The 26,664-nt window shown below is 60.1% G+C and carries 24 protein-coding genes and 1 pseudogene; 13 read left to right on the top strand and 12 right to left on the bottom strand.

From position 1 onward, the window contains the following. Nucleotides 1-62 precede the first annotated feature (62 nt). From mdlC to V0R60_RS01715, 5 genes are all read left to right on the top strand, one after another. Nucleotides 63-1,649 (top strand): benzoylformate decarboxylase, encoded by a 1,587-nt coding sequence (gene mdlC / locus V0R60_RS01695; protein WP_330078549.1) that lies wholly within the window; start codon nt 63-65, stop codon nt 1,647-1,649. 64 nt (nt 1,650-1,713) lie between these two features. After that, nucleotides 1,714-3,054, top strand: coding sequence for an MFS transporter (locus tag V0R60_RS01700; RefSeq protein WP_330078548.1), 1,341 nt, complete (start codon nt 1,714-1,716; stop codon nt 3,052-3,054). A gap of 26 nt (nt 3,055-3,080) precedes the next feature. After that, nucleotides 3,081-4,556, top strand: coding sequence for an aldehyde dehydrogenase family protein (locus V0R60_RS01705; protein ID WP_330078547.1), 1,476 nt, complete (start codon nt 3,081-3,083; stop codon nt 4,554-4,556). A gap of 120 nt (nt 4,557-4,676) precedes the next feature. Then, on the top strand, nt 4,677-5,930 hold the full coding sequence (locus tag V0R60_RS01710) for an OprD family porin (protein ID WP_330078546.1): 1,254 nt from the start codon (nt 4,677-4,679) through the stop codon (nt 5,928-5,930). A 114-nt stretch (nt 5,931-6,044) separates the two neighbouring features. Beyond that, nucleotides 6,045-6,758: a GntR family transcriptional regulator gene (locus V0R60_RS01715; RefSeq protein ID WP_136476131.1), complete on the top strand. Its 714-nt coding sequence runs from the start codon at nt 6,045-6,047 to the stop codon at nt 6,756-6,758. A gap of 6 nt (nt 6,759-6,764) precedes the next feature. Here V0R60_RS01715 and V0R60_RS01720 read toward each other — a convergent pair whose 3' ends face one another. From V0R60_RS01720 to V0R60_RS01730, 3 genes are all read right to left on the bottom strand, one after another. Then, nucleotides 6,765-7,715: a PDR/VanB family oxidoreductase gene (locus tag V0R60_RS01720; RefSeq protein WP_330078545.1), complete on the bottom strand. Its 951-nt coding sequence runs from the start codon at nt 7,713-7,715 to the stop codon at nt 6,765-6,767. A gap of 24 nt (nt 7,716-7,739) precedes the next feature. Next, on the bottom strand, nt 7,740-8,807 hold the full coding sequence (locus tag V0R60_RS01725; protein ID WP_330078544.1) for an aromatic ring-hydroxylating dioxygenase subunit alpha: 1,068 nt from the start codon (nt 8,805-8,807) through the stop codon (nt 7,740-7,742). A gap of 226 nt (nt 8,808-9,033) precedes the next feature. Further along, nucleotides 9,034-9,213 (bottom strand): hypothetical protein, encoded by a 180-nt coding sequence (locus V0R60_RS01730; RefSeq protein ID WP_136476128.1) that lies wholly within the window; start codon nt 9,211-9,213, stop codon nt 9,034-9,036. A 297-nt stretch (nt 9,214-9,510) separates the two neighbouring features. Here V0R60_RS01730 and V0R60_RS01735 point away from each other — a divergent pair, with 297 nt between their 5' ends. Beyond that, nucleotides 9,511-10,035, top strand: a complete 525-nt coding sequence (locus tag V0R60_RS01735) for a hypothetical protein (protein ID WP_136476127.1) — start codon at nt 9,511-9,513, stop codon at nt 10,033-10,035. 75 nt (nt 10,036-10,110) lie between these two features. Here the strand turns inward: V0R60_RS01735 and V0R60_RS01740 are convergent, their stop codons facing one another. Genes V0R60_RS01740 through V0R60_RS01765 form a run of 6 tightly spaced genes read right to left on the bottom strand, consistent with a single transcriptional unit; the run spans nt 10,111 to nt 16,271 of the window. Continuing rightward, complete coding sequence (locus V0R60_RS01740; RefSeq protein WP_330078543.1) at nt 10,111-11,511, bottom strand: MmgE/PrpD family protein; 1,401 nt, start codon at nt 11,509-11,511, stop codon at nt 10,111-10,113. A gap of 19 nt (nt 11,512-11,530) precedes the next feature. Next, nucleotides 11,531-12,163 (bottom strand): TetR/AcrR family transcriptional regulator, encoded by a 633-nt coding sequence (locus V0R60_RS01745; protein ID WP_330078542.1) that lies wholly within the window; start codon nt 12,161-12,163, stop codon nt 11,531-11,533. A gap of 22 nt (nt 12,164-12,185) precedes the next feature. After that, nucleotides 12,186-13,010, bottom strand: coding sequence for an HpcH/HpaI aldolase/citrate lyase family protein (locus V0R60_RS01750; protein ID WP_330078541.1), 825 nt, complete (start codon nt 13,008-13,010; stop codon nt 12,186-12,188). Next, nucleotides 13,007-13,849: an FAS1-like dehydratase domain-containing protein gene (locus tag V0R60_RS01755; RefSeq protein WP_330078540.1), complete on the bottom strand. Its 843-nt coding sequence runs from the start codon at nt 13,847-13,849 to the stop codon at nt 13,007-13,009. Before V0R60_RS01755 ends, V0R60_RS01750 begins: the two co-directional genes overlap by 4 nt. A gap of 16 nt (nt 13,850-13,865) precedes the next feature. Further along, nucleotides 13,866-15,068 (bottom strand): CaiB/BaiF CoA transferase family protein, encoded by a 1,203-nt coding sequence (locus V0R60_RS01760; protein ID WP_330078539.1) that lies wholly within the window; start codon nt 15,066-15,068, stop codon nt 13,866-13,868. A 39-nt stretch (nt 15,069-15,107) separates the two neighbouring features. Continuing rightward, nucleotides 15,108-16,271, bottom strand: coding sequence for an acyl-CoA dehydrogenase family protein (locus V0R60_RS01765; protein WP_330078538.1), 1,164 nt, complete (start codon nt 16,269-16,271; stop codon nt 15,108-15,110). 209 nt (nt 16,272-16,480) lie between these two features. On the opposite strand from V0R60_RS01765, the gene V0R60_RS01770 reads away from it, so the two are divergent. Continuing rightward, on the top strand, nt 16,481-17,404 hold the full coding sequence (locus V0R60_RS01770; RefSeq protein ID WP_136476120.1) for a LysR substrate-binding domain-containing protein: 924 nt from the start codon (nt 16,481-16,483) through the stop codon (nt 17,402-17,404). 75 nt (nt 17,405-17,479) lie between these two features. Here V0R60_RS01770 and V0R60_RS01775 read toward each other — a convergent pair whose 3' ends face one another. Next, a complete protein-coding gene (locus V0R60_RS01775; RefSeq protein WP_330078537.1) occupies nt 17,480-18,502 on the bottom strand; it encodes a substrate-binding domain-containing protein in 1,023 nt (340 codons plus the stop codon). Nucleotides 18,503-18,755: 253 nt separating this feature from the next. On the opposite strand from V0R60_RS01775, the gene V0R60_RS01780 reads away from it, so the two are divergent. From V0R60_RS01780 to V0R60_RS01800, 5 genes and pseudogenes are all read left to right on the top strand, one after another. Then, entirely contained in the window at nt 18,756-20,105 is a 1,350-nt protein-coding gene (locus tag V0R60_RS01780; RefSeq protein WP_330078536.1) for a uracil-xanthine permease family protein, read from the top strand. Between the two features lie 21 nt (nt 20,106-20,126). Next, complete coding sequence (locus V0R60_RS01785) at nt 20,127-21,524, top strand: amidohydrolase family protein (RefSeq protein WP_330078535.1); 1,398 nt, start codon at nt 20,127-20,129, stop codon at nt 21,522-21,524. 20 nt (nt 21,525-21,544) lie between these two features. Next, entirely contained in the window at nt 21,545-22,258 is a 714-nt protein-coding gene (locus V0R60_RS01790; RefSeq protein WP_136476117.1) for a sulfite exporter TauE/SafE family protein, read from the top strand. A 47-nt stretch (nt 22,259-22,305) separates the two neighbouring features. Then, nucleotides 22,306-23,562 (top strand): OprD family porin, encoded by a 1,257-nt coding sequence (locus tag V0R60_RS01795; protein ID WP_136476116.1) that lies wholly within the window; start codon nt 22,306-22,308, stop codon nt 23,560-23,562. A 22-nt stretch (nt 23,563-23,584) separates the two neighbouring features. Next, a pseudogene (locus V0R60_RS01800) lies at nt 23,585-23,833 on the top strand (DUF1993 family protein); the annotation flags it as partial. 119 nt (nt 23,834-23,952) lie between these two features. Here V0R60_RS01800 and V0R60_RS01805 read toward each other — a convergent pair. Then, the gene (locus V0R60_RS01805; RefSeq protein WP_136476115.1) at nt 23,953-24,621 is read right to left on the bottom strand and encodes a GntR family transcriptional regulator; all 669 of its coding nucleotides are present in this window, start codon (nt 24,619-24,621) and stop codon (nt 23,953-23,955) included. A 67-nt stretch (nt 24,622-24,688) separates the two neighbouring features. Beyond that, nucleotides 24,689-25,423, bottom strand: coding sequence for an SDR family NAD(P)-dependent oxidoreductase (locus V0R60_RS01810; protein ID WP_136476114.1), 735 nt, complete (start codon nt 25,421-25,423; stop codon nt 24,689-24,691). A gap of 184 nt (nt 25,424-25,607) precedes the next feature. On the opposite strand from V0R60_RS01810, the gene V0R60_RS01815 reads away from it, so the two are divergent. Then, nucleotides 25,608-26,639, top strand: a complete 1,032-nt coding sequence (locus V0R60_RS01815) for a polyamine ABC transporter substrate-binding protein (RefSeq protein WP_136476113.1) — start codon at nt 25,608-25,610, stop codon at nt 26,637-26,639. Nucleotides 26,640-26,664: the final 25 nt, after the last annotated feature.

Here is a 26,664-nt window from a genome sequence, read left to right on the forward strand (position 1 = left end):
GATCAATCTGCTGGTGGCTGCAAAAGTAACCCACATTCTAAAAACGAGCTTCAAGGGTCTTTATGAAAACGGTTCACCGCGCCTCCTACGACATTCTTCGCCAGCATGGCCTGACCACCATATTTGGTAATCCCGGTTCCAACGAGCTGCCGTTTCTGCAGGGCTTTCCTGAAGATTTTCGCTACATCCTCGGCCTCCACGAAGGCGCGGTGGTGAGCATGGCCGATGGCTACGCGCTGGCAACCGGCCAGCCAACCTTCGTCAACCTGCATGCCGCCGCCGGAACCGGCAATGGCATGGGTGCATTGACTAACGCCTGGTACTCTCACAGCCCGCTGGTGATCACTGCTGGGCAACAGGTGCGGTCGATGATCGGCGTGGAGGCGATGTTGGCCAACGTCGACGCCGCGCAATTGCCCAAGCCGCTGGTCAAGTGGAGCCACGAGCCGGCCTCGGCGCAGGATGTGCCGCGCACCTTGAGCCAGGCTATTCACATGGCCAGCCTGCCGCCTCGCGGTCCGGTGTACGTGTCGATTCCCTATGACGACTGGGCCTGTGCAGCGCCTGCCGGTGTCGAGCACCTGGCCCGACGCAAGGTGACGAGCGCCGGCCTGCCTTCGCCGGCGCAGCTTGAGAAACTGTGCGAACGTTTGGCCGCGGCGCGCAATCCGGTGCTGGTACTGGGGCCTGATGTCGACGGCAGCGGTGCCAACCACCACGCAGTACAGCTTGCCGAAAAATTGCGCATGCCGGCCTGGGTAGCACCGTCGGCCTCGCGCTGCCCGTTCCCGACCCGCCACGCGTGTTTCCGGGGCGTACTGCCAGCGGCAATTGCCGGTATCAGCCGCTGTCTGGCGGACCACGACCTGATCTTGGTAGTCGGTGCACCGGTGTTCCGTTACCACCAGTACGCACCGGGCGACTACTTGCCTGCCAATTGCGAGCTGCTGCACATCACTTGCGATGCCGGGGAGGCTGCCCGCGCGCCGATGGGTGACGCGCTGGTCGGCGATATTGCCCTGACCCTGGCGGCGCTGGTCGACAGCGTGCCACAGGTGGATCGACCCATGCCCACAGCTTTGTCCCGCGCACAGCCGGTGGTCGAGGACGGTGGTTTGCTGCGCCCGGAAACAGTGTTTGACCTGATCAATGCCTTAGCGCCAAAGGACGCTATCTACGTGAAGGAGTCCACTTCCACTGTCGGTGCATTCTGGCAGCGTGTGGAGATGCGCGAGCCGGGCAGCTATTTCTTTCCGGCCGCCGGCGGACTTGGCTTTGGCCTGCCTGCAGCGGTCGGCGTGCAACTGGCGCAAACAGATCGACGCGTGATCGGCATCATCGGCGACGGATCGGCGAACTACGGCATCACGGCACTGTGGACTGCAGCCCAGTACAACGTTCCGGTGGTGTTCATCATTCTGAAAAACGGCACCTACGGTGCGCTGCGCTGGTTCGCCGATGTGCTCAATGTCAGCGATGCACCGGGACTGGATGTACCTGGCCTGGATTTTTGCGCCATTGCCCAGGGTTACGGGGTGCACGCGGTACAGGCAGCCAGCGCCGAGGCCTTTGCCAGTGCTTTCAGCGAAGCGCTGGCGGGCAGCCGACCGGTGTTGATCGAGGTACCCACGCAAACCATCGAACCCTGACAAGGCTTGTGTAACCGCGGCTTTGCGGGCGCGCCCATGTCCACAATAAAAACAAGAGGTGGCTATGAAAACGACTTCCGTCAGTGAAGTGATCGACGCTGCACCCTTCAATCGCACCCATCTGCTGATTCTGATGTGGGGCTGTTTCATCATGCTATTCGATGGCTACGACATGGTGATCTACGGCTCGGTGGTGCCGCGCCTGATGCAGGAGTGGCAGCTTTCCGCCATAGAGGCCGGCACCCTGGGTAGCTGTGCGCTGTTCGGCATGCTCTTTGGCGGTACCTTGTTGGCGCCACTGGCTGACCGCTTTGGCCGTCGCAAACTGATTATCGTCACCACGTTGCTGGCCAGCCTTGCGGCGTTCATGACCGGCCATGCGCAGACACCGATCGAGCTGGGGGCCTGTCGCCTGATCACCGGCCTGGCACTAGGGGCGCTGGTGCCCAGCGCGGTGAACCTGATCAGTGAGTTCGCTCCGCAAGGTCGGCGCAGTACCATGATTACCGTGATGTCGAGCTTCTACTCGGTGGGCGCTGTGCTCTCGGCCCTGCTGGCGATTGCGGTGATCCCGCAGTGGGGTTGGCAGACGGTATTTTACGTGGCGGTGCTGCCGGTACTCGCGGTGCCGTTCATGCTGCGTTACTTGCCGGAGTCAGCCGCGTTTCTCGAACTCAAGGGACGCCGCGCCGAGCTCGATCAGTTGCTGGTCAAGGTTGACCCAGGCTTTCGCCCTGGCACCGAGTTGCGCCTGCCAGACAACGACAAGCACGTACGGGGCGCACGTCTGCCGCAGTTGTTCAGTAAGGGCCAGGCCCTGGCGACGTTGCTGCTATGGGTAGCGTTCGCCATGTGCATGCTGATGAGCTACGGGCTCAACACCTGGTTGCCCAAGCTGATGGCACACGGGGGCTACCCACTGGGTTCGAGCCTGGCATTCCTGGTGACCCTGAACATCGGCGCCACCGTCGGCGCATTGTTTGGAGGCTGGCTCGCCGACAAGCTGGGCGTGCAACGCACCCTGGCGATGTTCTTTGTGCTCGCGGCATTATCGTTGGCGGCACTGGGCTTCAAGCCCGGCCCGCTGGTACTGAACCTGCTGCTGTTGATTGCCGGCGCCACGACCATTGGCACCCTGGCGGTTATCCATGCCTACGCCTCGATTGCCTACCCTGCGCATATCCGCTCCACCGGGGTCGGTTGGGCTGCCGGTATCGGCCGCCTGGGCGCCATCGCAGGTCCCATGCTCGGCGGCAGCCTGTTGTCGCTGGACCTGCCGTTCCAACAGAACTTTCTCGCGTTTGCCCTGCCGGGCGTAATCGGCGCGCTGGCCATTGTCTTTATCCAGGTGCGTGCGCCGCGGCAGGCTTGCGAGCCTGAAGCGGCCAGCAAGCCGACTGCATGACCCTTATCTTGTCCAAGGAGCCTCTCATGACCGAAACGTGCCCTCATTACAGCGACCTGCACCTGCAACCGATCGCGGGCCAGTGGCGCACTGGCGCTGCGGGTAAAAGCCTGCGAGTCACCAATCCGTATAATGATGCGCTGCTACTGGAGATCCCGCAGGCCAACCGCGATGACCTCGATGCTGCCTACCGCGAAGCCGGGCGGGTGCAGCCGCACTGGGCCGCGCTGGGCCCGGCGGCGCGCGCCGCGGTGCTGCATGAAGTGGTGGCGGTGTTTGACCGGCGCCGAGACGAAATCATCGACTGGATCATCCGCGAGTCGGGCAGCACTCGCCTCAAGGCCCAGCTGGAATGGGGGGCGGCGCGGGCCATTGCGCTGGAGTCGGCGTCGTTCCCGGCGCGGGTGCACGGGCGTATTGTCGAGTCCAATGTCCCAGGCAAAGAGAGCCGGGTGTACCGCAGCGCGCTTGGCGTGGTAGGGGTGATCAGCCCGTGGAACTTCCCGCTGCACCTGACCCAACGCTCGATTGCACCGGCTTTGGCACTCGGTAACGCTGTGGTGGTCAAGCCCGCCAGTGACACCCCGGTGTGCGGCGGCTTGCTGCTGGCGCGGATCTTTGAAGAAGCGGGATTGCCTGCGGGCGTGCTCAGCGTGGTGGTAGGAGCGGGCAGCGAGATTGGCGATGCCTTCGTCGAGCATGAGCTGCCCTCATTGATCACCTTCACCGGCTCCACCCCCGTGGGGCGCGGCATCGGCCGAATCGCCAGCGGCGGTGAGCACCTCAAGCACGTTGCGCTGGAGTTGGGCGGCAACAGCCCATTCGTGGTGCTCGATGACGCTGACCTTGAACAGGCAGTGAACGCTGCGGTGTTCGGCAAGTTTCTGCACCAGGGGCAGATCTGCATGGCGGTCAACCGCATTATCGTCGACAACAGCCTGTACGACGCCTTTGCCGAACGTTTCGTCGAGCGGGTCAAAGGCCTTGCGGTCGGCGACCCCAACGCGCAAGACACGGTGATCGGCCCGGTGATCAATTCCCGCCAACTGCAGGGATTGCAGGAAAAGATCGCCTTGGCGCGTCACGAAGGTGCCGAACCGCTGTACGAAGGCGGGGTGGACGGCAATCTGCTGGCGCCGCACGTGTACGGCGAAGTCACGATCGACATGGACCTGGCCTGTAATGAAATCTTCGGACCGCTGGTAGGGCTTATCCGCGCGCGCGATCAAGCGCATGCCCTGGAGTTGGCCAACGCCAGCGAATTCGGGCTCTCCAGCGCGGTGTTCAGTGCCAACCTGGAGCGTGCAGTGCGCTTTGCCCGGCAGGTACGGGCGGGCATGACGCACATTAACGATATCCCGGTGAATGATGAGGCCAATGCGCCCTTTGGCGGTGAGAAAAACTCGGGGCTTGGGCGCTTCAATGGCGATTGGGCGATTGACGAGTTCACCCGTGATCACTGGGTCAGCGTCCAGCATTCGCCGCGCCAGTATCCCTTCTGAAGCCTTGAGTCACTGAGTACTGCCCGGCATTTGCCGGGCTTTAACGCAGCCACTGATGGACGGGCCCTGAACGGCCTGTCGGGGAGCGGCTGTGCCCATGAAAAGCGGAGAACAATAATAATGATCCACACTCCTTGCACCTTGTCGCGCGCGGTTGCCGCCGCCTCCTTGATTCTGGGCGCGAGCCTGCCGGCCTGGGCCGAGGACGGCGGCTTTTTCGAAGATGCCAAGACCGATCTGCTGCTGCGCAACTATTACTTCAACCGTGACTTTCGTGATCCGGGGGCGGCTAAAAGCAAGGTCGACGAGTGGGCCCAGGGTTTTATCCTCAAGTTCGCCTCAGGCTACACCCCGGGGGTTGTCGGCTTTGGCCTCGATGGCATCGCCATGTTTGGCATGAAGCTCGACAGCAGCCGAGATGTCAGCGGTTCGGAACTGCTGCCGGTGCATGACGATGGCCGAGCGGCAGACGACTACGGTCGTGCCGGTGTGGCAGCAAAAATGCGTATCTCGGCCACCGAACTCAAGGTCGGTGAATTGTTGCCGGACATCCCGCTATTGCGCTACGACGATGGCCGCTTGCTGCCACAGACCTTTCGCGGCGCGATGCTCGATTCGCGGGAAATCGAAGGCCTCAGCCTGCAGGCAGGCCAGTACCGCGAAGTGAGCTTGCGCAACTCATCGGACATGCAGGACCTGTCCGCCTGGGCCGCGCCCGGGGTGACCTCCGACGGCTTCAACTACGCCGGTGCCGAGTATCGCTTCAACGAGCAGCGTACGCTGGTCGGCGTGTGGCACTCGCAGCTCGAAGACATTTATCAGCAGAGCTACTTCAACCTGCTGCACAAGCAGCCGGTGGGCGACTGGGTACTGGGAGCCAACCTGGGCTACTTTATCGACAAGGACAATGGCCAGGCACGTATCGGCGACATCCAGAGCCGTACCGGTTATGCCTTGCTGTCGGCCGCTACCGGCGGCCACACGCTGTATTTGGGGTTGCAGAAAGTCAGCGGCGATAGTCAGTGGATGTCGGTGTACGGCAGCAGTGGACGGACCCTGGGCAACGACATGTTCAACGGCAATTTCAGCAATGCCGACGAGCGCTCCTGGCAGGTGCGCTACGACTACAACTTCGCCGCCATGGGCATTCCCGGATTACTGGCCATGGTGCGTTATGGACATGGCGAAAACGCGACCACGGCGGCGGGCAGCAACGGCAAGGAATGGGAGCGCGACACCGAGGTGGGCTACACCATCCAGAGTGGGACCTTTCAGCGCCTGAGCATCCGCGTGAACAACGCCACCAACCGGCGCAGCTTCAACAGCGATTTTGACCAGACCCGCTTGATCGTCAGTTACCCGTTGTCGTTCTAGGCAAGGGCTGGAACACCCAGTGCACCGAGCAGCGGTCTTGACGGTAACGAGGCCGCTGCCACGCTGCTCACCTTAAGGTAGTATGACGGTCCATGTGTTGTGGAAGTCGCCTGGATGAGTAAGCCCGGTCAATTGGTACTGATTGCGTTGCGCAAAATGATTGCTTCGGGCGAGTTGGCGGCCGGTGCACGTTTGATGGAAATTCCTACCGCCGAATTGTTCGGGGTTTCACGCATGCCGGTGCGCATGGCGTTTCGCACCCTGGAGCAGGAAGGGCTGCTAGTGCGCTTCGGCGGGCGGGGGTTTCAGGTACGCTCGGTCAGTGCCGACGATATTGCCGGGGCCGTCGAGGTGCGCGGTGTGCTCGAAGGCCTGGCTGCACGCCAGACCGCTGAGCGCGGTTTGTCGCAGGCGGCACGAGAAACCCTGCAGCGCTGCCTGCACGAAGGCGATCAATTGTTTGCAAAGGGCTTTGTCACCGAGGAAGACCTCGAGGCCTATCATGACCTCAACATGCGCTTTCACCAGGTCATCGTCGAAGGCAGCCACAACCCGGCAATTGCCGATGCGCTGGCCCGCAACGACCACCTGCCGTTCGCCTCGGTCACCGCGCTAGCCGTCGACCGCCATGACCTGGCGCGCGAGTACCGGCGCTTCAACTACGCGCACATGCAACATCATTCGGTGTTCGACGCATTGGTCAACGGCCAGGGCGCGCGTGCCGAGGCAATCATGCGCGAGCATGCCAATGCCACCTTGCGCTATGCCGAAACCTTCGGCGCGGCAACGACCGACGAGCGCATGAAAGTGATCCTGCCCTCGTCGTGACGTCGTTCAGATATCGAGCACCAGCAAAGGAGTTTTAGCGCGCGAGCAGCAGGGCGTGAACTGATCGTTCAGCGCCTGTTCTTCTTCGGTCAGGAACAGGTCGCGATGCTCCGGTACGCCATCGAGCACCCGAGTCAGGCAGGTGCCACAAATACCTTGCTCGCAAGACATGGCGATCGCGATGCCGTGTCGCTCCAACACCTGCACCACCGTCTGGTCGGCGGGAACCTCGAAGACCTGGCCGGTGCTGCCTACCTGCACTGAAAAGCTGCCGTCGTTGTCGGTATCCACCGGCGCGGCGGCAAAATATTCGCGGTGCAGACAACTGTCCTGCCAACCCTGCGCCTTGGCGCTGTCGAGCACATGCTGCATGAAACCACCGGGTCCGCATACGTACAGATGGAGGTCGTCCTGGGGGTTGGCCAGGACCTTACTGGTGTCCATGGCGGTTTCGGGTTGTTCGTCGAGGTGCAGGAACAGGCGGTCGGCAAACGCTGCGGTACGGATCCGTTCGACAAAGGCTGCGCGCTCGCTGGAGCGGGCGCAGTAGTGCAATTCAAAGTCCGCGCCGATGTGAGCCAGACGCTCAGCCATGCACAGAATCGGGGTGATGCCGATGCCGCCGGCAAACAGCAGGCTGCGCCGGGCGCCGTGGGCCAGCGCAAACAGGTTACGTGGCTCGCTGATACGCAGTTGTGCACCACAGTGGATGTGTTCATGCAGGCTGCGCGATCCGCCTCGTGAGGCGGGGTCCTTGAGTACGCCAATCAGGTAGCGATGGCGTTCCTCGGGGTGGTTGCACAGGGAATACTGACGGATCAGGCCGTCGGGCAAATGCACATCAATGTGCGCGCCGGCGCTGAACGGCGGCAACGGGCTGCCATCGACAGCAGCCAATTCATAGCTGCAGATGTCTTGCGCTTCGTTGTTACGGGATACCACCACGACATCGATCATGTTCGCTCCTTGGGAGTAAGTGGCTCAGGCCGGTGTGGCGCTGGTGGCAATCAATTGCGCCTCGGGTGCGCGCTCCTGGGCGATCAACTGATCGAGGATCTTGCGCGACTGCACGCCGCCGGCATCGATATTGAGCTTGAGCAGGTTACGCTGCGGGTTGTCGAGCAGGTTGCGTTGCTGACGCTCGAGCATCTCCAGGTCTTCGCTGAAAATCTTGCCTTGGCCCTCGCGGATGCTCGCGGTCAGCGCGGTGTCCTGTGCGGCGAAATTGCGCGCCATGCCCCAGAAGTACCAGATAGAGGTATCGGTTTCGGGGGTAATGAAGTCGACGACGATACTCGACGCCTTGTGCTGCACATCGGCGTGGTAGCCACCTTTGCCCGCATGGGCGACGCCCACTTCGATCAGCACATGGCTGGGTGGGGTGAAGCGGCAGATCTGCCAGCGATCCACTGGCACATCGTCGGCCAGGCCATTGCCGCGCAGGGCCATACGCCAGAACGGCGGGGCCATGATGTTCTCCATGTGTCGGGCTGTAACCACCTCGTTACCGTTGACCGTCGTCACCGGAGGGGCTTCGTCGATTTCCTTCTGGCCGATGCTGGAGGCGTGAACATAGGTTTCGTGGGTCAAATCCATCAGGTTGTCGATCATCAGTCGATAATCGCAGCCGATGTGGAACAGCCCGCCACCGTAGGCCCACTCATCACTCACGGCCCACTCTAAATGCGGGATCAGGCCCTCATCTGCCAGCGCCTGATCACCGGGCCAGACCCAGACAAAGCCATAGCGTTCGACCACGGCAAAGGACTTGTTGCACGGAAAGCCACGCACCCTTTGCCCGGGCATCTCGACTGTTTTGCCGTCGCAACCCATCACCAGGCCGTGGTAGCCGCACACCAGATTGCCGTTCTCGACATAACCCAGCGACAACGGCGCACCGCGATGCGGACAAAAATCTTCTACCGCAGCGACGCGGCTCGCCTGGCCTCGATAGAAAACGATGCGCTCACCGCAAATTTGCCGGCCCAGTGGTTTTTCAGCAATTTCGTCAGGGGTGCAGGCGACATACCAGGTGTTTTTGGGGTACATGGAGGCTCTCCGGTCAGCATTGTTGTTATTTAATGGATCCATTAAATGTGCTTTGTGGAGAGGGCGTCAACAGATTGCGATGAGCCATCCTGCCTTTCTGGGCGATAATCGAACGACGGAGCCGTCTTAATGGATCCATAGCTGGAAGGGCTATGGATTTATGCATTATGCCGAAGGCAGGGCCGGCAAGGACGCTGTTGGCGGAAGCGGTAGCGCTCGGCGTTGATCAACGGTTCGTTTTGGCCTGGCGTGAACGCTGGTATCGACTGATACCAATCTGAACGCCTGCCGCTACCAGGCAGAGCAAGCCAATCTTCAATGTCGAGTTCATTTCGTAATGCTCGCAAACCTTTCCTACGAGTATCACGCTGGTAAAGATGGCGATCGGTAAAATCAGCTTGTTCATTTCATTCCCCTAGCGAAGGGGCCGAGTGTACGGAGCTGTATCTAATGGCGCCAGGTTCAACTGATGTGTGAGTGCTCGGCAAAGCCCCCTGTAGCGTTGAACGGCAGCTCGGCAGGTGCTGCTCCTCTCGTTCGATAGGCGCTGACCACAGCGCAGCACTGCCATCTTTTTTACATTCATCTTTGTGTTCGAACCCGAGCCGCATGTGTTCGCAACGATCCGATGAAATTTTCTTTGAGCCAGTGGTTCTATAGCAGTCATCCACGTAAGGCCTTGAACACTTCCAGGAGCATGCGAGTGCCACGAATCATCACGCCGACAACCCCTGAGGAAGAGATCAGTGAGCACAATGCGCGGATGTTCGGCTCGCCGAAGGAGCGCCTGGATTTCTACCGCAAGGAAATTCAGTACGAGACCAGTATTCTGGCCAACCGCACAGATGCGTACCTGGCTGCTCAGTCTTTTCTGGTCATTGCGTTTGTGTCGTCGATGGGCAACCTGAACCAGGGGTGGGGTGAGATGTTCACCCTGGTCGTACCGGCGTTTCTCGCATTGCTGGGTGTACTGAGTTCGCTGAATGCCTGGCCGGGCATTCGCGACGCCTACCGCATCATTGATCACTGGCAGTTGAAGCAGAGCCACCTTTTGCGCAGCGAGCCAATGATGGGCTTGGTGTATGACGAGTCACCCTTGTTCTGTGAGGCGGAAACCTCCCGTGCGGGCCATCGCAAATCACTGCTTTTTTCACTGCGTACGCCGTGGATCTTTCTTGGCTTCTGGGTGCTTTTGGGCAGTTACTCGGTCTATATCCAGCTGGCATAAGTGCCATTGTGCGAGGGGGCGCAGCTTGACGCTCACCCCCTGTTGGCGATCACGTGTGTCTTGCAAGGCCGCGAGTCAGTCCATCAAGTTGTTTAGGCTTGGCGCCTGACGCAACCCCCATACCCGCTGGATCAGTACGTTAGCCTGATCGGCATTCAGCGCACCGGCGTAGGCCAGCAAGCGGCGGAACTTGTCTTCCAGCGCCTCGCGGCTCAGTGTATTGTCGGGGTCACCTTTGGGTGAGTCGATCGCCGCACGCAGCACACGTCCGTCGGTAGTCTGTACCTCAACCCGGCCCAGCCAGCGCTGCGGGTATGCACTGTCGACTTCGGCGTCCAGCTCCATACTGACTTTGTCGCGTAACGCAGCGACTGCTGAGTCGGTCAGCGCCAGTTCATCAAACTCGGTCAGTCCCGCTTTGCCATGCACGGCGAGCAGGCCCAGCACGGTGCCCATGGAAAATTTGGCCTGGTGCACGGTTTGCGGCACGCTGACTCGGCCCAGAACATCGATAGCACCTTGGTGCACGCGCGTCACCACCCGGGCAATGTGCTGGTGGGTGAGGCCTTCGCGCTGCATCAACAGCAGCAGTGCGTCTGCAGCCGGGTGGGTATGGCGGCAAGAGGCATGGAACTTGAAAGAGGTTTCCAGCAGCGCCCAACGGCTGCCGAGTCGGTCAGACAAACAGGCTGGGCGCGCATCGCTGGACATCCCGGCCGCCATGCCTTGCTCACCTTCAAGGATATCGCGAGCACCGGTCAGGCCATCTGCGGTGAGGTAGGCCGCAAGCAGCCCGTCGGCAGCTGCCTTGGCCGTGTGCAACTGCTTGGAATCGGCTGCGTCGCGCAGGAATGCCCAGAGCCCGGCGGCCTGGGTGCCCGCGCTGCCCAGCAGGTTGATAAAGGCCTCTTGGTCGAACTCCATCAGTTTGCCGACGGCCACCGCAGCGGCGAGGGTACCGACCGTTGCCGTGGTATGGAAGATGCGATAGTGCGAGCGCCCCAGAAACTCACCGATTCTGATGCCTGCCTCATAGCCGGCGACAGCTGCAAGAAGTAACGCCTGGCCGCTCTTGCCCAGGTCCTGGGCCGCAGCAAGCACGGCGGGGAATACCACGGTAGCCGGGTGGAGAACGGAGCTGTTGTGCAGGTCATCCTGCTCGACCAGGTGCGAGGAGGCAGCATTGACCAGAGCGGCAAAGTAGGCGGAGCTGCGTTGGCCGCTTACTAGAATAGTTGCAGGCCCGGAGGTCGGCCCCATTTTCGCCGCGTAGCGCTCAAACAACGGAATCGGGTGCGCGCCCTGGCTGGCCAACGCCGAGCCTAACCAATCCAGGAACAAGTCCTCGGTGCGCGCCAACACCGCGTCGGGAAGGTCGGCATAAGACAGGCGCGCCAAAAACGCGGCCAGTTCACGGGTGTGGTTGACGTTCGAGTCGTCACAGACAGCGCTCAGTACAGGGTTGCTGGAAGTCATTGTCAGTCCTCGCATATTGTTATTCAGTGACGCGCTTCTTGCTCGACGGCCTGCAGTCAGGCCTGACATCGAGAAGGCGCGAGATCATTTGGTAGTAGTGTGTTTCCAGGCGGGCGTGCGACCAGGGTTCGGGGCTGTCATGCAACCCCGTGGCACTGCCAATCAAGGCCAGAATCGCGCTTGTCGCAAACGCAGCGTCGATATCGGCGAAAAGCCCCTCCAGGCGACCGCGCTGCAACAGGCCCTGCAGATGCGCCGGCAAACTGTGGGTCCGCTGTTCCAGCCAACGCTGCGAGTGCAGGTCGAGATGGCGATATTCATGTGCGAGCACTTTCATTTCATCGGGATGCGAAGCCTGCCATTTCAGCAAAAAGCCGATAAAACTGCGCAATTCGCCGAGTGTGCCGGCGCGCCGCGAATGCTTGCGCCACGCGGCATCGCGCGTTTCGAGCATGTCTGTCAGCACATGCAGCAAGACCTCTTGCTTGCCTGCAACATGGTGGTAAAGGCTACCCGGCAACAGGCCGGCCCGAGTAGCCAATTGGCGCATGGACATTGCGCCGTAACCGACCTCGGCCAGTAAATGCCGGGCCGCTTCAAGAATGAAGTCTGCGCACTGTGGCGTGCTCGCAAGCTGGGCAACTCTAGGCATTACGCTCTCCCCAACGCACGATTCACGAAGGCTTCTCGGCCCGTAGCAGGATCGACCGCGCGCGACCGATCACGGGGGCATCGATCATCTGGCCGTCAAGCACGAAAACCCCACCCCCGGTTGCCGTCGCGTCGATTACCCGTCTTGCCCACTCCAGCTCTTCACGGCTGGGGTGCAGCGCTGCATGTATGACCGCAACCTGGCTCGGATGAATGCACAAGGCGCCGCCAAAACCCATGTCGTGAGCAAAGCCGACGCTGTCGCGCAGGCCGTTGCTGTCGCTGATATCCGGGTGCACGCCATCCAGCGCTGGTGACAGATCGGCGACGCGGGTGTGCAGCAATACTGCATAGCGGGCCTGAGTCAGTATTTGTTCGGCTGCGGGGCTGCTTTGACGCAGGTTAAGGTCAAGCCCCAGATCCAGGCTGCCGAAGCACAGGCGTTCGACGCCCGGCGCCTGGGCAATGCGCGCAAGCTCCGCCAGGCCTCGGGCGCTTTCGATGATTGGCCATACCGGTTTGCCGGTAACATGTACCGCCTGTACCTGATCGTGACTTTCCGCTTTTGGCAACACGATGCCGATGACACCGGCGAAACGTCTACACAGGGCCAGATCCGCTGCATGCGCCCAATGCTCGGGGGCGTTGATGCGCACCAGCACCGTCACATCCGGCTGAGCACAGAGAAACTGCTCGAGGTTGTCACGGGCTTGCTCCTTGAGGCTTTCTTCAACGGCATCCTCCAGGTCGACAATCACCCGGTCGGCACCGCTCGCCAGTGCTTTGAGGATGCGCTCGGGGCGGGTAGCCGGTACAAACAGGGCGCTACGAACAACTGACTTACTCATGCGCTGGCTCCTTCAGTGAACTCGACGTCACCCAACTGGGCGCTGCCTTCTTCGTTACCCGCCCAGACCTGAGCCTTGCCGGGCGAGGTCACTGTGCCGCCAACCTCGAAGGCTTTTGGCGAGATCAGTGGTCGCACACCGCGAAAACTGAAGCGCTTGAGTGTCACCCCTGGGTGGGCTCGCAGGAAAGCACGCAAGGCCAGGGTTGCGATCAACGGCCCGTGCACCACCAAGCCTGAATAGCCCTCGGTGGTGGTCACATACGGCCAGTCGTAGTGAATGCGATGACCATTGAAGGTCACCGCCGAGTAGCGGAACAACAGTGTTGGGCTGGGCTCGACCGGTTCTCGCCACTGGCCCTGGGGCAGGGGATCGGTACCGCCCTGCTTGGGCGGAGTCGGTTCGCGGTAGACGATGTCTTGCTCATCGATCAGGGCGCATTCGCCTTCGTGGTAGTACTCGTGACGCACCGTGACAAACAACAACGAGCCGGTACGCCCCTGCTTTTCTTCAACCTTGCGCAGGGTGGAAAGACGTTCGATGTGTGCATCGACTCGCAGCGGCCGATTGAAGGTCAGGCGGCTGCCAGCCCACATGCGATTGCGATTGTTCGCCGGCGGCAGGAAACCTCCCCGTGCGGGGTGGCCGTCCTGACCGAGGCCGTCTTCAGTTACCGGATCGACAAAAAAAGCCCAATGCCAGAGGGGTGGCAGGGGTTCGCCGGGCAGAGGCGCGACTTCGCCCAGGGTCGCGGCGATGCGCTTGACCATGTTGTAACTTATCTGGTCGCGGCATTCTTCGACGCGGCCCACCCAGCTGGAATAATCAGAAGAGGTCATGGTGTCGTGTCCTTTTTCAGATGACGCCGTCGGCACGCAATTGGGCGATGCCTTCAGCAGACATGCCCAGGCCCGAAAGAATTTCACCGGTGTGCTCGCCCAGGGCGGGCACCGCTGCCATACGCGGGGTATAGGCGTTGCTGTTGGCCGGAGGTAGCAGGCTAGGCACGCTGCCAGCAGCCGTCGAAACCGTATGCCAACGATTGCGCGCCTTGAGCTGCGGGTGGTCCCACACGCCCTGCATGTCGTTGACTCGGGCGTTGGCAATCTGCGCCAGATCAAGGCGCTCGATCACTTGATCGAAGGTAAGGGTTGCAAAGATATCGATGATCAATTGGCGCAGCGCCGCTCTGTTTTCGACACGCTTGAAGTTGGCGCTGAAGCGCTCATCTGCGCTCAGTTCAGGTTGCTGCAGAACTTTGTCGCAGAACGCCTGCCATTCGCGCTCATTCTGTAAGCCGAGCATCACCGTGCTGCCATCGCCGATCGCAAACGGCCCGTACGGGTAGATGGTTGCGTGAGCAGCGCCAGCGCGGGGTGGCGGCGGGGCGCCTTCATAGGCGTAGTACAGGGGGTAGTTCATCCACTCCACCAGGCTTTCGAGCATCGACACATCAAGGTGGCTGCCTTCACCGGTGCGCTCACGCAGCAACAGTGCGCTGAGGATACCGGTGTAGGCATACATACCTGCGGCGATATCGGCAATTGAGCAACCGGCCTTGGCCATTTGTTCATCGCCCGGGCCACCGGTAACCGAAAGAAAGCCGCCTTCGCTCTGGATCAACAAGTCATAGGCTTTCTTTTTCTCATAGGGGCCACCGACGCCGTAGCCGGAGATATCGCAAACGATCAGCCGCGGAAAACGTGGGTGCAAAGCTTCGTACGACAGGCCCATGCGTGCGGCGGCGCCAGGCGCAAGGTTCTGCACCAGCACGTCGGCGCTGCTTAGCAGGTCGTCGAGTATCGCGCTGGCGGCGTCGTGCTTGAGGTCCAGGGACAAACTTTGCTTTGAGCGGTTGGTCCAGACGAAATGCGAGGCCAGACCGTTGACGCGCTGGTCGTAACCGCGGGCAAAGTCGCCGACGCCGGGACGTTCAACCTTGATCACACGTGCGCCAAGGTCGGCAAGTTGGCGAGTACAGAAGGGGGCAGCGATTGCATGTTCGAGGCTTACGATGGTAATCCCGTCCAGTGGACGTACACCTGAAGGCTGGCTCATGTTGTTCTCTCTGTTGTCATCAAGGCAGGCATACGGGCATCAGAACGAACGTGGCAGCTCCAGCAGATGCTCGGCGACGTAGGACAGAATCAGGTTGGTGGAGATAGGGGCGACCTGATACAGACGCGTTTCGCGGAACTTGCGCTCCACGTCGTACTCCGTGGCAAAGCCAAAGCCACCGTGAGTCTGCAGGCAGGCATTAGCGGCTTCCCATGACGCCTTGGCCGCCAGATACTTGGCCATATTGGCGCTGGCGCCTGCGTTCTTGCCGCTGTCGTACGCTTCGCAAGCCTGCCAGCGCATCAAGTCAGCGGCTTCGATTTCGATGTGGGCTTCGGCAATCGGGAACTGCACGCCCTGGTTCTGGCCGATAGGTCGGCCGAACACCACGCGATCGCGGGCATACTGCGAGGACTTTTCAATGAACCAACGGCCATCGCCGATGCACTCGGCGGCAATCAGGGTGCGTTCGGCATTGAGGCCGTCGAGGATGTAGCGAAAGCCTTTGCCTTCTTCACCGATCAAGCTGTCGGCAGGAATTTCCAGGTTGTCGAAGAACAGCTCGTTGGTTTCATGATTGACCATGTTGGCAATTGGCTGCACGGTCAGGCCGTTGCCGATGGCTTCGCGCAGGTCGACGAGAAATATCGACATGCCCTCGGATTTTTTCTTTACCTCAGCCAGCGCAGTAGTGCGGGCCAGGAGAATCATCAGGTCGGAGTGCTGAACGCGGGAGATCCAGACCTTCTGACCATTGATCACATACCGGTCGCCCTTGCGCACGGCGGTGGTCTTGATCTTGGTGGTGTCGGTCCCGGTGGTGGGCTCGGTGACTCCCATCGATTGCAGGCGCAGCTCGCCGCTGGCAAGTTTCGGCAAATAGTAACTTTTCTGCGCTTCGCTGCCGTTACGCAGCAAGGTGAACATGTTGTACATCTGCCCGTGGATAGTGCCGGAATTACCACCGCAGCGGTTGACCTCTTCAAGAATCACCGAGGCCTCGGCAAGGCCCAGGCCGGAGCCTCCGTACTGCTCCGGGATCATTGCCGACAGCCAGCCTGCAGCGGTCATGGCACTGACAAAGGCTTCGGGAAAGCCTTTCTCTTCGTCGATTTTGCGCCAGTAAGTGGCATCGAACTGCTCGCACAAGGCGCGCACGCCTTCACGGATGACATTGAGTGCTTCGTTATCGCGTGTTGTCATTATTGTTGTCCTTGAAGAACCCACAGAATGGAGCGGGTGTGTCTGCCCATTCTGGATGGCTGCAAGGAGCGCGACGATTACCATTTTTTTCTTTGAGATATGCCCATTCGGCATAGCTTCTCCGCCCAGCTTTAAGGAAAGCCTGGATAACGTTCGAGCATTGGCGATAGGCTGTGCGCGCCGCCCCAAGCAATCCGACGGGAAAAAGAATGGACGTTGTTCAACTCAAGACCCTGATTCATGTCGCCGAGCTCGGCAGTCTCAGCAAGGCCTCCGACCGCTTGCACATTGCCCAGCCTGCGCTCAGTCGACAGATTCGTCAGTTGGAGAAAGAGCTGGGCATCTACCTGTTCGAGCGCCATGGGCGTGGAATGGACATCACCGACGCCGGCCGCGAGGTATTGGCGCACGCCACGCGGATCATGGAAGAGATGGAGTCGATCCGAAGTTCTGTTGGCGGTGGTCGCGCAGCGTTTCGTGGCTCGGTGATCATCGGTACCACACCGACCATTGCAGAAATCGTCACGGTGCCGCTGGTGCGCAAGATCCGTGAGGCACACCCGGAACTATCGATTCGGTTTTCCTCGGCGTTCAGTGGCTACCTGCTTGACTGGCTGCAGCGAGGCGAGCTGGAACTGGCGATCTCCTATGACCCGCCACCGCTGCACACCTTGCGCATTGTGCCGGTGATGATGGAGCGCTTGCTCTTGGTCGGGCCGCCGAGTGCGGGTTTGCAACTGGATACCCCTGTGGCCTTCAGCAGCCTGGGCGAGCAGGAACTGGTGTTGCCCAGTGCCCGACACGGCCTGAGGCTGATCCTCAACAATTGCGCGCAAGAGGTTGGCATCAGCTTGAGGACACAAGTGGAGGCTGATTCTTTCGGGGCCATGATCGATCTGGTACGCAGCGGTTTTGGCCTGACTGTATTGCCGCTGGCCTCAATCTGGGCGCAACTGCAAAACGGCAGCCTGTGCGCCGCGCCGCTGGTCGATCCGGTGCCGACGCGCAAGCTGGTGCTAGTGTTTCCGGCAGATCGACGGGTGAGTCCAGCGGCCAAGTACGTAGGCGAAGCCTTTATTGCCACCGCCTCCGATCTGGTTGAACGCAAGATCTGGGCGGGGCACATGCTATGAGCGGTGTTTTTTTGCGAGTTTGTGAATAGCATTCTTCATCAGGAATTTTTTCCTCTGTGCGCCCGCTGCTAGCGGTTACGTCGTTCGGGTCGATTCGCGTGGGATCAGGGTCGCCAGCGGCGCGTCGATGCGCTGGCGCGTGCCGGTATCATTGATTTGCTCGAAGAGCAGTTCGATAGCCAGGGATGCAACGTCTTCCAGGTGCATGTTCAGCGCGGTCAGCGGTGGGTTGCATTCGCGTGCACGCAAGCCGTCGTAGCGCGTCACCACTTTCAGGTCCTGGGGAATTTTCAGCCCTTTGTCCCGCAACGCGCGCACGGCGCCGGTGGCAAAGGCGTCGACCGGCACACACAGGCCGTCGATACCTGGGTGCGCCTGCAACAACTCCATACACGCAGCCGCTCCGGCAGCTTCGCCACCTCCTTCATCGGCCCGAACAATCGCGGGCTGCTGATTGTTGGCCGCGCAATAGGCCCGGTAAGCCTGCTCCATGTCCAGGTAGGAATGCCGCGACTGCACGCCAATCACCAGCCCGATACGCTGCGCGCCTTGTTGCTGCAGGTGCTCGAGTAGCAGGTTGCCGATGGCCTCGCCATGCATGTCGATGTACGGCAAGGCCTGGGCCTCGGGTTGGCGACCGATAGACACCAGCTTCACGCCGCGTTTGCGCAGGCGCGCAACATTGGGATCGTTGGCGACTGGCTCGATGATCACCGCGCCGTCGATATCCAACGTATCCAGCAGCTCCCTGGCCTCATCCATGGGCGGCACCAGCACCAGGGCCACGCCCCGGCGTAGCGCGGCTTCGGTTGCGGTGGCGGCAATTTCCATCAGAAAGCCCAGGCGCGACGAACCACCGGCCACGGCAAACGGCATGGAGGAGAGCAGGGCAATAGCGTTGGCGCGCCCCGTGCGCAGGCGCTGGGCGCGCAGGTTGGGGCTGTAGCCCAGGCGCTCAGCAACTTCCTTCACCAGTGCCCGAGTGACCGGATCGACTTGCCCGCGATCATTGAGCGCGTGGGACACGGTGGTGCGCGAGACCCCGGCGGCGTTGGCGACATCGGCAATGGTCAGGCGGCGAGAAGTGCTGTTGGGCATAGACGGTTGGCTCTTTAAACAATGGCGGCAGTTATACGCTGACTGAAGGCTATCAGCTACTCAGACACATTGGCGGCAATTGATGCGTTGACACTCGATTGGAACAGGAATACATTCCACCCAAATCGATTTGGGTAAGATATCAAATCGATTTGGTAGGGAAGATGGCAGCATTTTTCCAACCGAGGCTCGTCCAGATCCAAATAACAATAATTCAATGGGCTGTCGCCGACGGTCCAGGTCGAGGTGGGATATGCCGGATATCGAAAAGAAGCTTGTTTGCCCTGTTGATGAGCGCCTGCCGTGGCGCCAGTTACTGATGTTTGGAGCCCAGCATGTGCTGGTGATGGCGGCATCGCCGATTGCGTCGGTGTTCCTGATGGCCACGGCGCTGGGCTTTTCCAGTGAGCTGACGTTGCAACTGCTCAGCGCCACCTTTCTGGTCTGCGGGTTGGGTACGCTGTTGCAGTCACTGGGGTTGCGCGGCTGTGGCGCGCGCTTGCCATTCATCATGCTGCCCGGTGGCGCACCGATCATGCTGTTCATTCTGATCGCCCAGCAAAACGGGGTAGCTACGGCATCGGGCGCGGTGATCCTCACCGGGGTTTTCTATTTTCTGGTGCTGCCAGTGTTCCGTCGCCTGCTGCGGTTTTTTCCTTCGGTGGTGGTGGGCACCATGTTGCTGCTGGTCGCCGTCAACCTGGTCAAGCTGTCGGGCCAGTTGATTGTCGGTGCGCCTGGCAGCGTACACTTTGCTGCACCCCAGCAACTGCTGTTGGCCTTTGCCACCATCGCCATTACCGTCCTCTGTGCGCGGCTGATGCGCGGCACGCTGGGCCAGTTGTCGATTCTGCTGGGCTTGCTCGGTGGCAGTTTGCTTGCGGTCGCCATCGGCGCATTCGACAGCACCGGCCTGAGCGTCTATCCGTTGCTGAGCCTGCCGACCTTCATGCCCTTTGGCGTGCCGCACTTCGATGTATTCGCCTCGATTCCACTGATGCTGTTTTGTCTGGTGTCGATGGTAGAGGCCACCGGCCAGACCGTGGCCATCAGCGAAGCGGTCGATAAACCCCTCGACGTGCATAAAGACGTGGTACGGACCATTCGCGGCGACGCCGTGACCTCGATACTCGGTGGTTTCATGGGTACGTCACTGATCATCACCAGCGGCGAAAACATCGGCGTGATCCGCGCCACCCATGTGCGCTCACGCTATGTGACGGCTGTTTCCGGCGTATTGCTGCTGGTCTTCGCGTTGCTTGCACCGCTGGCTCGGTTGATCGAAGGCGTACCTGAAGCCGTGGTCGGCGGTACCAGCCTGATTGTGTTTGCCATCGTCGGCACCATGGGCATCGACATGCTGCGCAAAGTAGACCTGCGCAACCACGGCAACATGTATGTGGTGTCCATCGCCATGGCCGTCGGGTTGCTGCCGATTCTCGTGCCTGGCGTCTACAGCCAGTTTCCCAGCGGCGTCGCCGGGTTGCTCGGCAATGGCGTGGCCATGGGCGCGCTGACCGCGGCCGTCATGAACTTTCTTTTCCATTGTCTTGGCCAGCAGCACAGCGCCGTTGATGGCAAGACCAAGCTGATCAATTCCTGACCGCATACTAAGGCTTTTTCTATGAACTGCACTGTTAGCAATCACCTGGCGGTTTCGCCGGAACACCTTACTGCGCCCGCTCAACTGCTGGCCCCCGACTGGCTACTGTTGCCGGAAGGACCACGTCGTGATCATGCAGTACGCATTGTCGATGGCCATTTTGTCGATGTCGGACCGCTGGCGTTACTGCAAGGGCGCTATCCCGACCATGGCGTGCTGCGGCTCGAACATCAGCTGTTGATGCCAGGCTTCATCGACACCCATCACCACCTGAGCCAGAGTTTTGGCAAAGGTCTGGTGTTCGGCGAACCGTCTGAGATTTTCCGTCGTGTATGGATTCCCCTTGAAGGTTCGTTGGACACCAACCTGCTTTACCTGACCAGTAAACTGGCCGCCTTCGAATCGCTGCGTGGCGGTTTCACCACCGTGTGCGATGCCGGCACCCGCTCCAAGGAAGGCGTGGAGGCCATTGCCCAGGCGGTTCACGAGGTGGGCATACGCTGCGTGCTGGCCAAGACCTGCAACGACCTGGAAGGCGAGCGCGTCCTCGACGCTCGCCAGGTGTTGTCGATGGCTGAGCAGCACCTGGCAGCGTGGGACAACGACCCGTTGATCACCCCGTCGCTGGCGATCCCGATTCCCGAGATTGCTACCGACCGCACCCTGGGCGCTGCATACCGCTTGTGCCATGAGGCGGGCAGGGTGTTCCAGAGCCATGTCAACGAACACCTGGTCGCGGTCGAGCGTTCCCTTGAACGATATGGGGTAAGACCACTTGAGCAACTGCACCGGGCGGGCGCGCTGGGGCCCGGAGCGCTGCTGGCCCACGCAACCCTGCTGACCTCGAACGAACTCTGTCTGCTGCGTGATAGCGGCGCGGCCGTAAGTTACAACCCGGTAGCGAGCGCCTGGAAAGGCAATGCCGTTGCCCAGGCGCACTTGATGCACTGCCTGGGAATTGCGCTTGGACTGGGCACCGACGGCACACGCGGCGACGGCTTTCGCCTGCTCGATTATGCCGAAACCGCGCAACGCTTTGCCCATGGTTTGCCGGTAGGTGATTCGGTATGCGGCGGTGGCCAGCTATGGCTGGACATGGGCACCCAGAACGCCGCTGACGTGGTGGGGCTGAGCAAGGTGACCGGGCGCGTCGCGGTGGGAAAAGCCGCAGATTTTCTCCTGGTGGACCTGGCGGTACCCGAGTTGCTGCCATCGTGGAACCTGCCCTGGGACTTGGTCAGGCTCGCCAACCGCGATCAGATCCAGGCTGTGGTGGTGCAGGGTAAGGTCCGCCTTTGGCAAGGCTGGCCCACCGACTGGGATGCACGTGACCTGATGCGCCGGGTCGATGCCTTGGCGCGTAGCGTCGTCGACCAGGCTCCCATCCATAAAGTGCACCCTTTGCCGATTGTGGCATGACGATCTGGAACCCGATAACGATGAATCTACCATTCGACCCGCTGTATATCATTGCCGTAGCCGTGGCCTGCGGTGCGCTTATCCAGGGTACGACGGGCATGGGCTTCGCACTGATCGTGGCGCCGGTAATGGGATTGCTGGCGCCGGAGTCCTTGCCCGTCAGCTTGTTGATCTTGATGCTGCCGCTCAACGCCGCGGTTGCCTGGCGCGAGCGTAGCGCTATCGATTTCAGAGGCAGCTCGTGGATCACCCTGGGGCGTTTCGCCGGCACTTTTGGCGGTGTCTGGATTCTGTTGATACTGCCGATTTCACAGCTCAACCTGCTTATCGGGCTGTCGACAATCGCCGCCTGCCTGGCCACCTGGATGGCGCCGTCTTTCATCCCCGGGCGCCGGGCGTTGATCTCGACCGGGGTGATCACCGGCATCACTGAAACAGCTACCGGGGTAGGCGGCCCGCCGCTCGCTCTGGTGTACCAGCACTCGCCAGTCGCCACGCTGCGAGGTTCTGTGGCCCTGTGTTTTTTAGTGGGCGAGGTGATCTCACTGGTGGTATTGGCCATGGGCGGGCATTTGAACACCGAGCAGGTCTCACCCGTGTTGGCCTTGTGTGTGCCTCTGGCGCTGGGTGTGGTTGCCAGCCACTGGGCTCGCCATCTGATCAACGAGACGAGGCTGCGCCGCTTCGTGCTCATTTTCGCCTTCGTCTCCGGGGCGCTTCTGCTGGTGCAATAAGCAACACCCCATCGCATTCCACAACAAGTACAAAAAAGGAATTCGCCATGTTTGCTTTGAACAACCCGATTACCCGGGCGGCACTGCTGTGCACGTCTGCCTGGTCCGCTGTGGTTGATGCTGGCTTGATTGATGACAGCAAGGCCACGGTATTGCTGCGCAACTATTACTTCGACCGCGACTACAGTGACAGTGGTGCGGTGCAAAGCCAGCGCCGGGAATGGGCCCAGGGCTTTATCGTCAAAGGCACCTCCGGCTACACCCCGGGCCCTGTGGGCCTGGGCCTGGACGTGCTGGGTCTTGTGGGCATGAAGCTGGACAGCAGTCCAGACCGCACCGCAACCGAACTGCTGCCCTACGACCATGACGATGGCCGCGCGCCGGGTAGTTATGGAAGGTTGGGCCTGACCGCCAAGCTGCGCCTGTCGCATACCGAACTGCGTCTGGGGGAGCTATTACCCGAGGTACCCATCCTGCGTTTCAACGACGGCCGTTTGCTGCCGCAGACCTTTCAAGGCGTTATGTTGAGCTCCAAAGAGTTTGCTCACCTGACCCTGCATGCTGGCCACATCCACAGCTTCAGCCCGCGCAGTGCCGCAGACAGCGAAGACCTGTACCCGTCGGTCAGCGGCCGCAGCGTTGCCAGCGCGACCTCTGACCGATTCACCTACGCAGGGGGTGAATACAGCCTTGGCAAGGATTCGGCGCTGGGACTGTGGACGGCGGAGCTTGAGAACGTCTACCGTCAGAACTATTACAGCCTCGCTCACTACCAGCCGCTTGGCGCCTGGACAGTGGGCGGCGTGCTGGGCGCATTCGATACTCGCGACACAGGTCGCTCGCTGGCCGGAAAGCTGGACAACCAGGCCGCCTCACTATTGTTGTCTGCCGCCCATGGTGGGCACCGTTTTTACCTTGGACTGCAGCGCATGTACGGCGAGGACGGCTGGATCACCATTGACCGCTCGCTGGGCAGCACCCTGGCTAACGACATGTTCGCCAACACCTTTGTTTACGCCAACGAACGCTCCTGGCAACTGCGTTATGACTATAACTTTGCCGCGTTGGGCATACCGGGCTTGACGCTATTGATGCGCTACACCCACGGCGACCATATCAACAGCGCCGAGACAACCAATGGCCGCGAGTGGGAGCGTGATGTGGGGCTGACGTACACCTTTCAGTTCCGTCAACTCAAGGGGCTTAGCCTGCGTTGGATCAACGCCGAAGTGGGGCGAGATTTTGGCCTGAATGACTTTACCGAGAATCGATTGATTCTGAGTTTGCCGGTTGAGCTTTTTTAGCGGTTTGGTCGCAGACGCACTTGCCGACCTGAAACTGCTGCTAAGTAAGGTCCAGGCGTTCATCGCCAGTATTGAACCGGCCCGGATCGATGGCCAGGAAGGCCGTGAAATCATCACCCGTCCAGGCACGCCGAAAGAAAAACGCTTTACCGGCCAGAGCTACCTGCTGACCTATGGCCTGCCGCAATTCTTCTTCCACGCCACCACCTACGCGATTCTGCGCCATAACGGCGTGGAAATCGGCAAGCGCGATTTCATGGGCGCATTCTGACCCAGGGCTCGCCCGGGATTGAGCGAGGCTGACGTTTTATACGTCTGCTGCGAGACCCGTGGTGTGCGTCGCCTTCGACATACGGATGGTGGGCGCACATGGGTCTTGCTGCTTGAAATTCAATCGTGCTCCAGTTGCACGTATTCCAGCATTTTCTGGCTTCCATCAAGAATGTCGCTGCAGATCGCTTGGCGAGCGCCGGCGCCATCGCGTTTTTTCAGTGCATCGAGTACGTCCCAGTGATGATCAATTGCCATGCGTTCATTGAAGCTCCCATAGGCGCGAGCAATGAGCGGCCCCGTACGCATCCATAAGCCGTCCAGCAAGCTGGTCAGTACCGGCATGTCAGCGATTTCCGTCAAGCTGAAGTGAAACTGGTGATTGAAGGTCAATGCTGCCTTCATGTCATTGTCTTTGATCGCTACGAGATTGTTTTGAATGCAGGTTTCCAACTGCACCAATTGCTGCGGGGTCGCTAACGATGCGGCGGTCTCGGCTGCCAATCCTTCGAGCGAAAGCCGGATGCTTCGGATCTCCAGGTACTGCTTGGACGTCAGTACCGGGACGCGAATGTCCCTCGGTGTCTTGAGAACCAGCGCCTGCTCCTTCGCCAGTTGAAGAATGGCGTCCCGTACAGGTGTGACACTCGTCCCCAATTGCTCAGCAAGGTCACGTATGCGAAGCCGGTCATTGGGCTGGAAGCGGCCGGTGATCAAGGCTTCCCGAAGCAAGCCATAGATGCCGCTGCCAAGGTATGAGTGTTTCAGGTGCTCAATGGGGTAATTCATCGCGTACTCGTATGCGGCACATGCCCGACTGGATAGGGGAGGCTACCGGCAGCGATTATCGAGTAACTCAAACATGTTGCCCACCGTTTACGTGGATTTCTGCACCATTGATGTACGAAGCGCCGTTGGTGCAGAGAAAATGCACCAGCGCGGCGACTTCCTCGGGCTTGCCCATGCGTTTCATTGGGATCGATCGCTCAACGATCAGTTCGGTGCCGGCGGACAAGATAGAGGTATCGATTTCCCCGGGCGCGATCGCGTTGACACGAACACCGTGCGGTCCGAAATCATGTGCCATCTCCCGGGTGAGGGCCGATAGCGCGGCTTTCGAGCAGGCGTAAGCGACACCTGCAAATGGATGAACGCGCGAACCCGCAATCGAGGTTACGTTGATAACCGAGCCTCTGGCTGTCTTGAGCTCCTCGAAAAGCCCGCGGGCCAGCAGTGCTGTCGAGAAGATGTTCACATTGAAAACGTTCAGCCAGGTCGCATAGTCCGATTCCAAAACCCCTAGTCGTTCGCCCTCTGTTCCTTTGGGTGACATGCCGGCATTGTTAACCAACGCATCCAGTCGGCCACCGAGCTTCTCCCTGATTTCTGCGAGTCTGTTCTGGACCTCCTCGACGTTGCCCAGATCAAGGTGAATATGGTTGGCCAGGCCTTCAGCCCACGGGCAGCCTTCGCCCAGATCTTGCCGCGAGGCGGTAAACACTCGCCAACCCGCGGCACTGAAATATTTCACGGTTGCGTGGCCAATGCCCCGGCTGGCACCGGTGAGAAGCAAAGTACGTTGGTCGGTCATGAGGAGATCCCTTTCGTTGGTGGGAATGAGTGTAGATCAAAATATGATGCATCATATTTATTATGTGTTTTAATGGATTCTGTCCCCAACAGGGGAGCCGTACATTCATTCGATTGCTGCCACTACAAGAAAACTGCCATCCCTTTAAAGCTGCCCACGACCCGTAGCTGACCTGGAGAGACGCATGAATAAGAAAATCGCAGCTGTACTTTTGCTTGGCGTAATTGCAGGACCACTGAATGCCGCTGAAAAGCTGACCGTGGTTTCTTTTGGCGGGAATAATCGCCAGGCTCAGGAAAAAGCGTTCTACAAGCCCTTCGCGGCCAAGAGCGCCACGACCATCACGGCGGATGACTACAATGGCGAAATGGCCAAGATCAAGGTGATGGCCGACACCGGCAAAACCAGTTGGGATGTTGTCGAGGTTGAATCTCCCGAGCTGATCCGCGGTTGCAGTGAAGGCTTGTTCGAGCCATTGGACTGGAGCCGGATAGGCAACAAGGAGGATTTCCTTCCTGCCGCAGTCAGCGACTGTGGTGTCGGCATATTCATTTGGTCGACGGTACTTACCTATGATCCCAAAAAGCTCGCCAGCAGCCCGCAAGGTTGGGCAGACTTTTGGGACATGAAGAAGTATCCCGGAAAACGCGGTCTTCGCCGCGGAGCGAAATTCACCTTGGAGTTCGCGCTGCTCGCTGACGGGGTAAGCAACCAGGATGTCTATGAACTTCTCGGCACTGAAGCGGGTGTACAACGCGCTTTCAAAAAACTCGACGAAATCAAACCCCACATCCAATGGTGGGACTCCGGCGCGCAACCCCTGCAATGGCTGGTCGCCGGTGACGTGGTCATGACCTCCGCCTACAACGGTCGTGTTACCTCTGCTCAAGAAGAAGGCCAGTCATTTGCAATGCAATGGAATGGCAGCCTTTACGACCTCGACCACTGGGCGATCGTGAAAGGTTCAAATAAAAAGGAATTGGCAGAGCGCTTCATCGCATTTGCCAGTGAGCCTGTTCAACAGAAGAATTTCGTCGAAGCGATTCCCTATGGGCCCAGCAATACAAACGCGATGAGCCTGGTAGATAAGCAAGTGGGCGAAAAGCTTCCGACTGCACCCGAAAACCTGAAAAACGCCCGGGCTACTGACGCCGAGTTCTGGATCGATCATGGTGAAGATCTGGAGGAGCGATTCAACGCGTGGGTCAATAAGTGATAGATGGCGCCCCGCAAGCTCGGGG

The sequence above is a fragment of the Pseudomonas auratipiscis genome, assembly GCF_036324085.1.
GTDB classification, from domain to species: Bacteria; Pseudomonadota; Gammaproteobacteria; order Pseudomonadales; family Pseudomonadaceae; genus Aquipseudomonas; species Aquipseudomonas auratipiscis.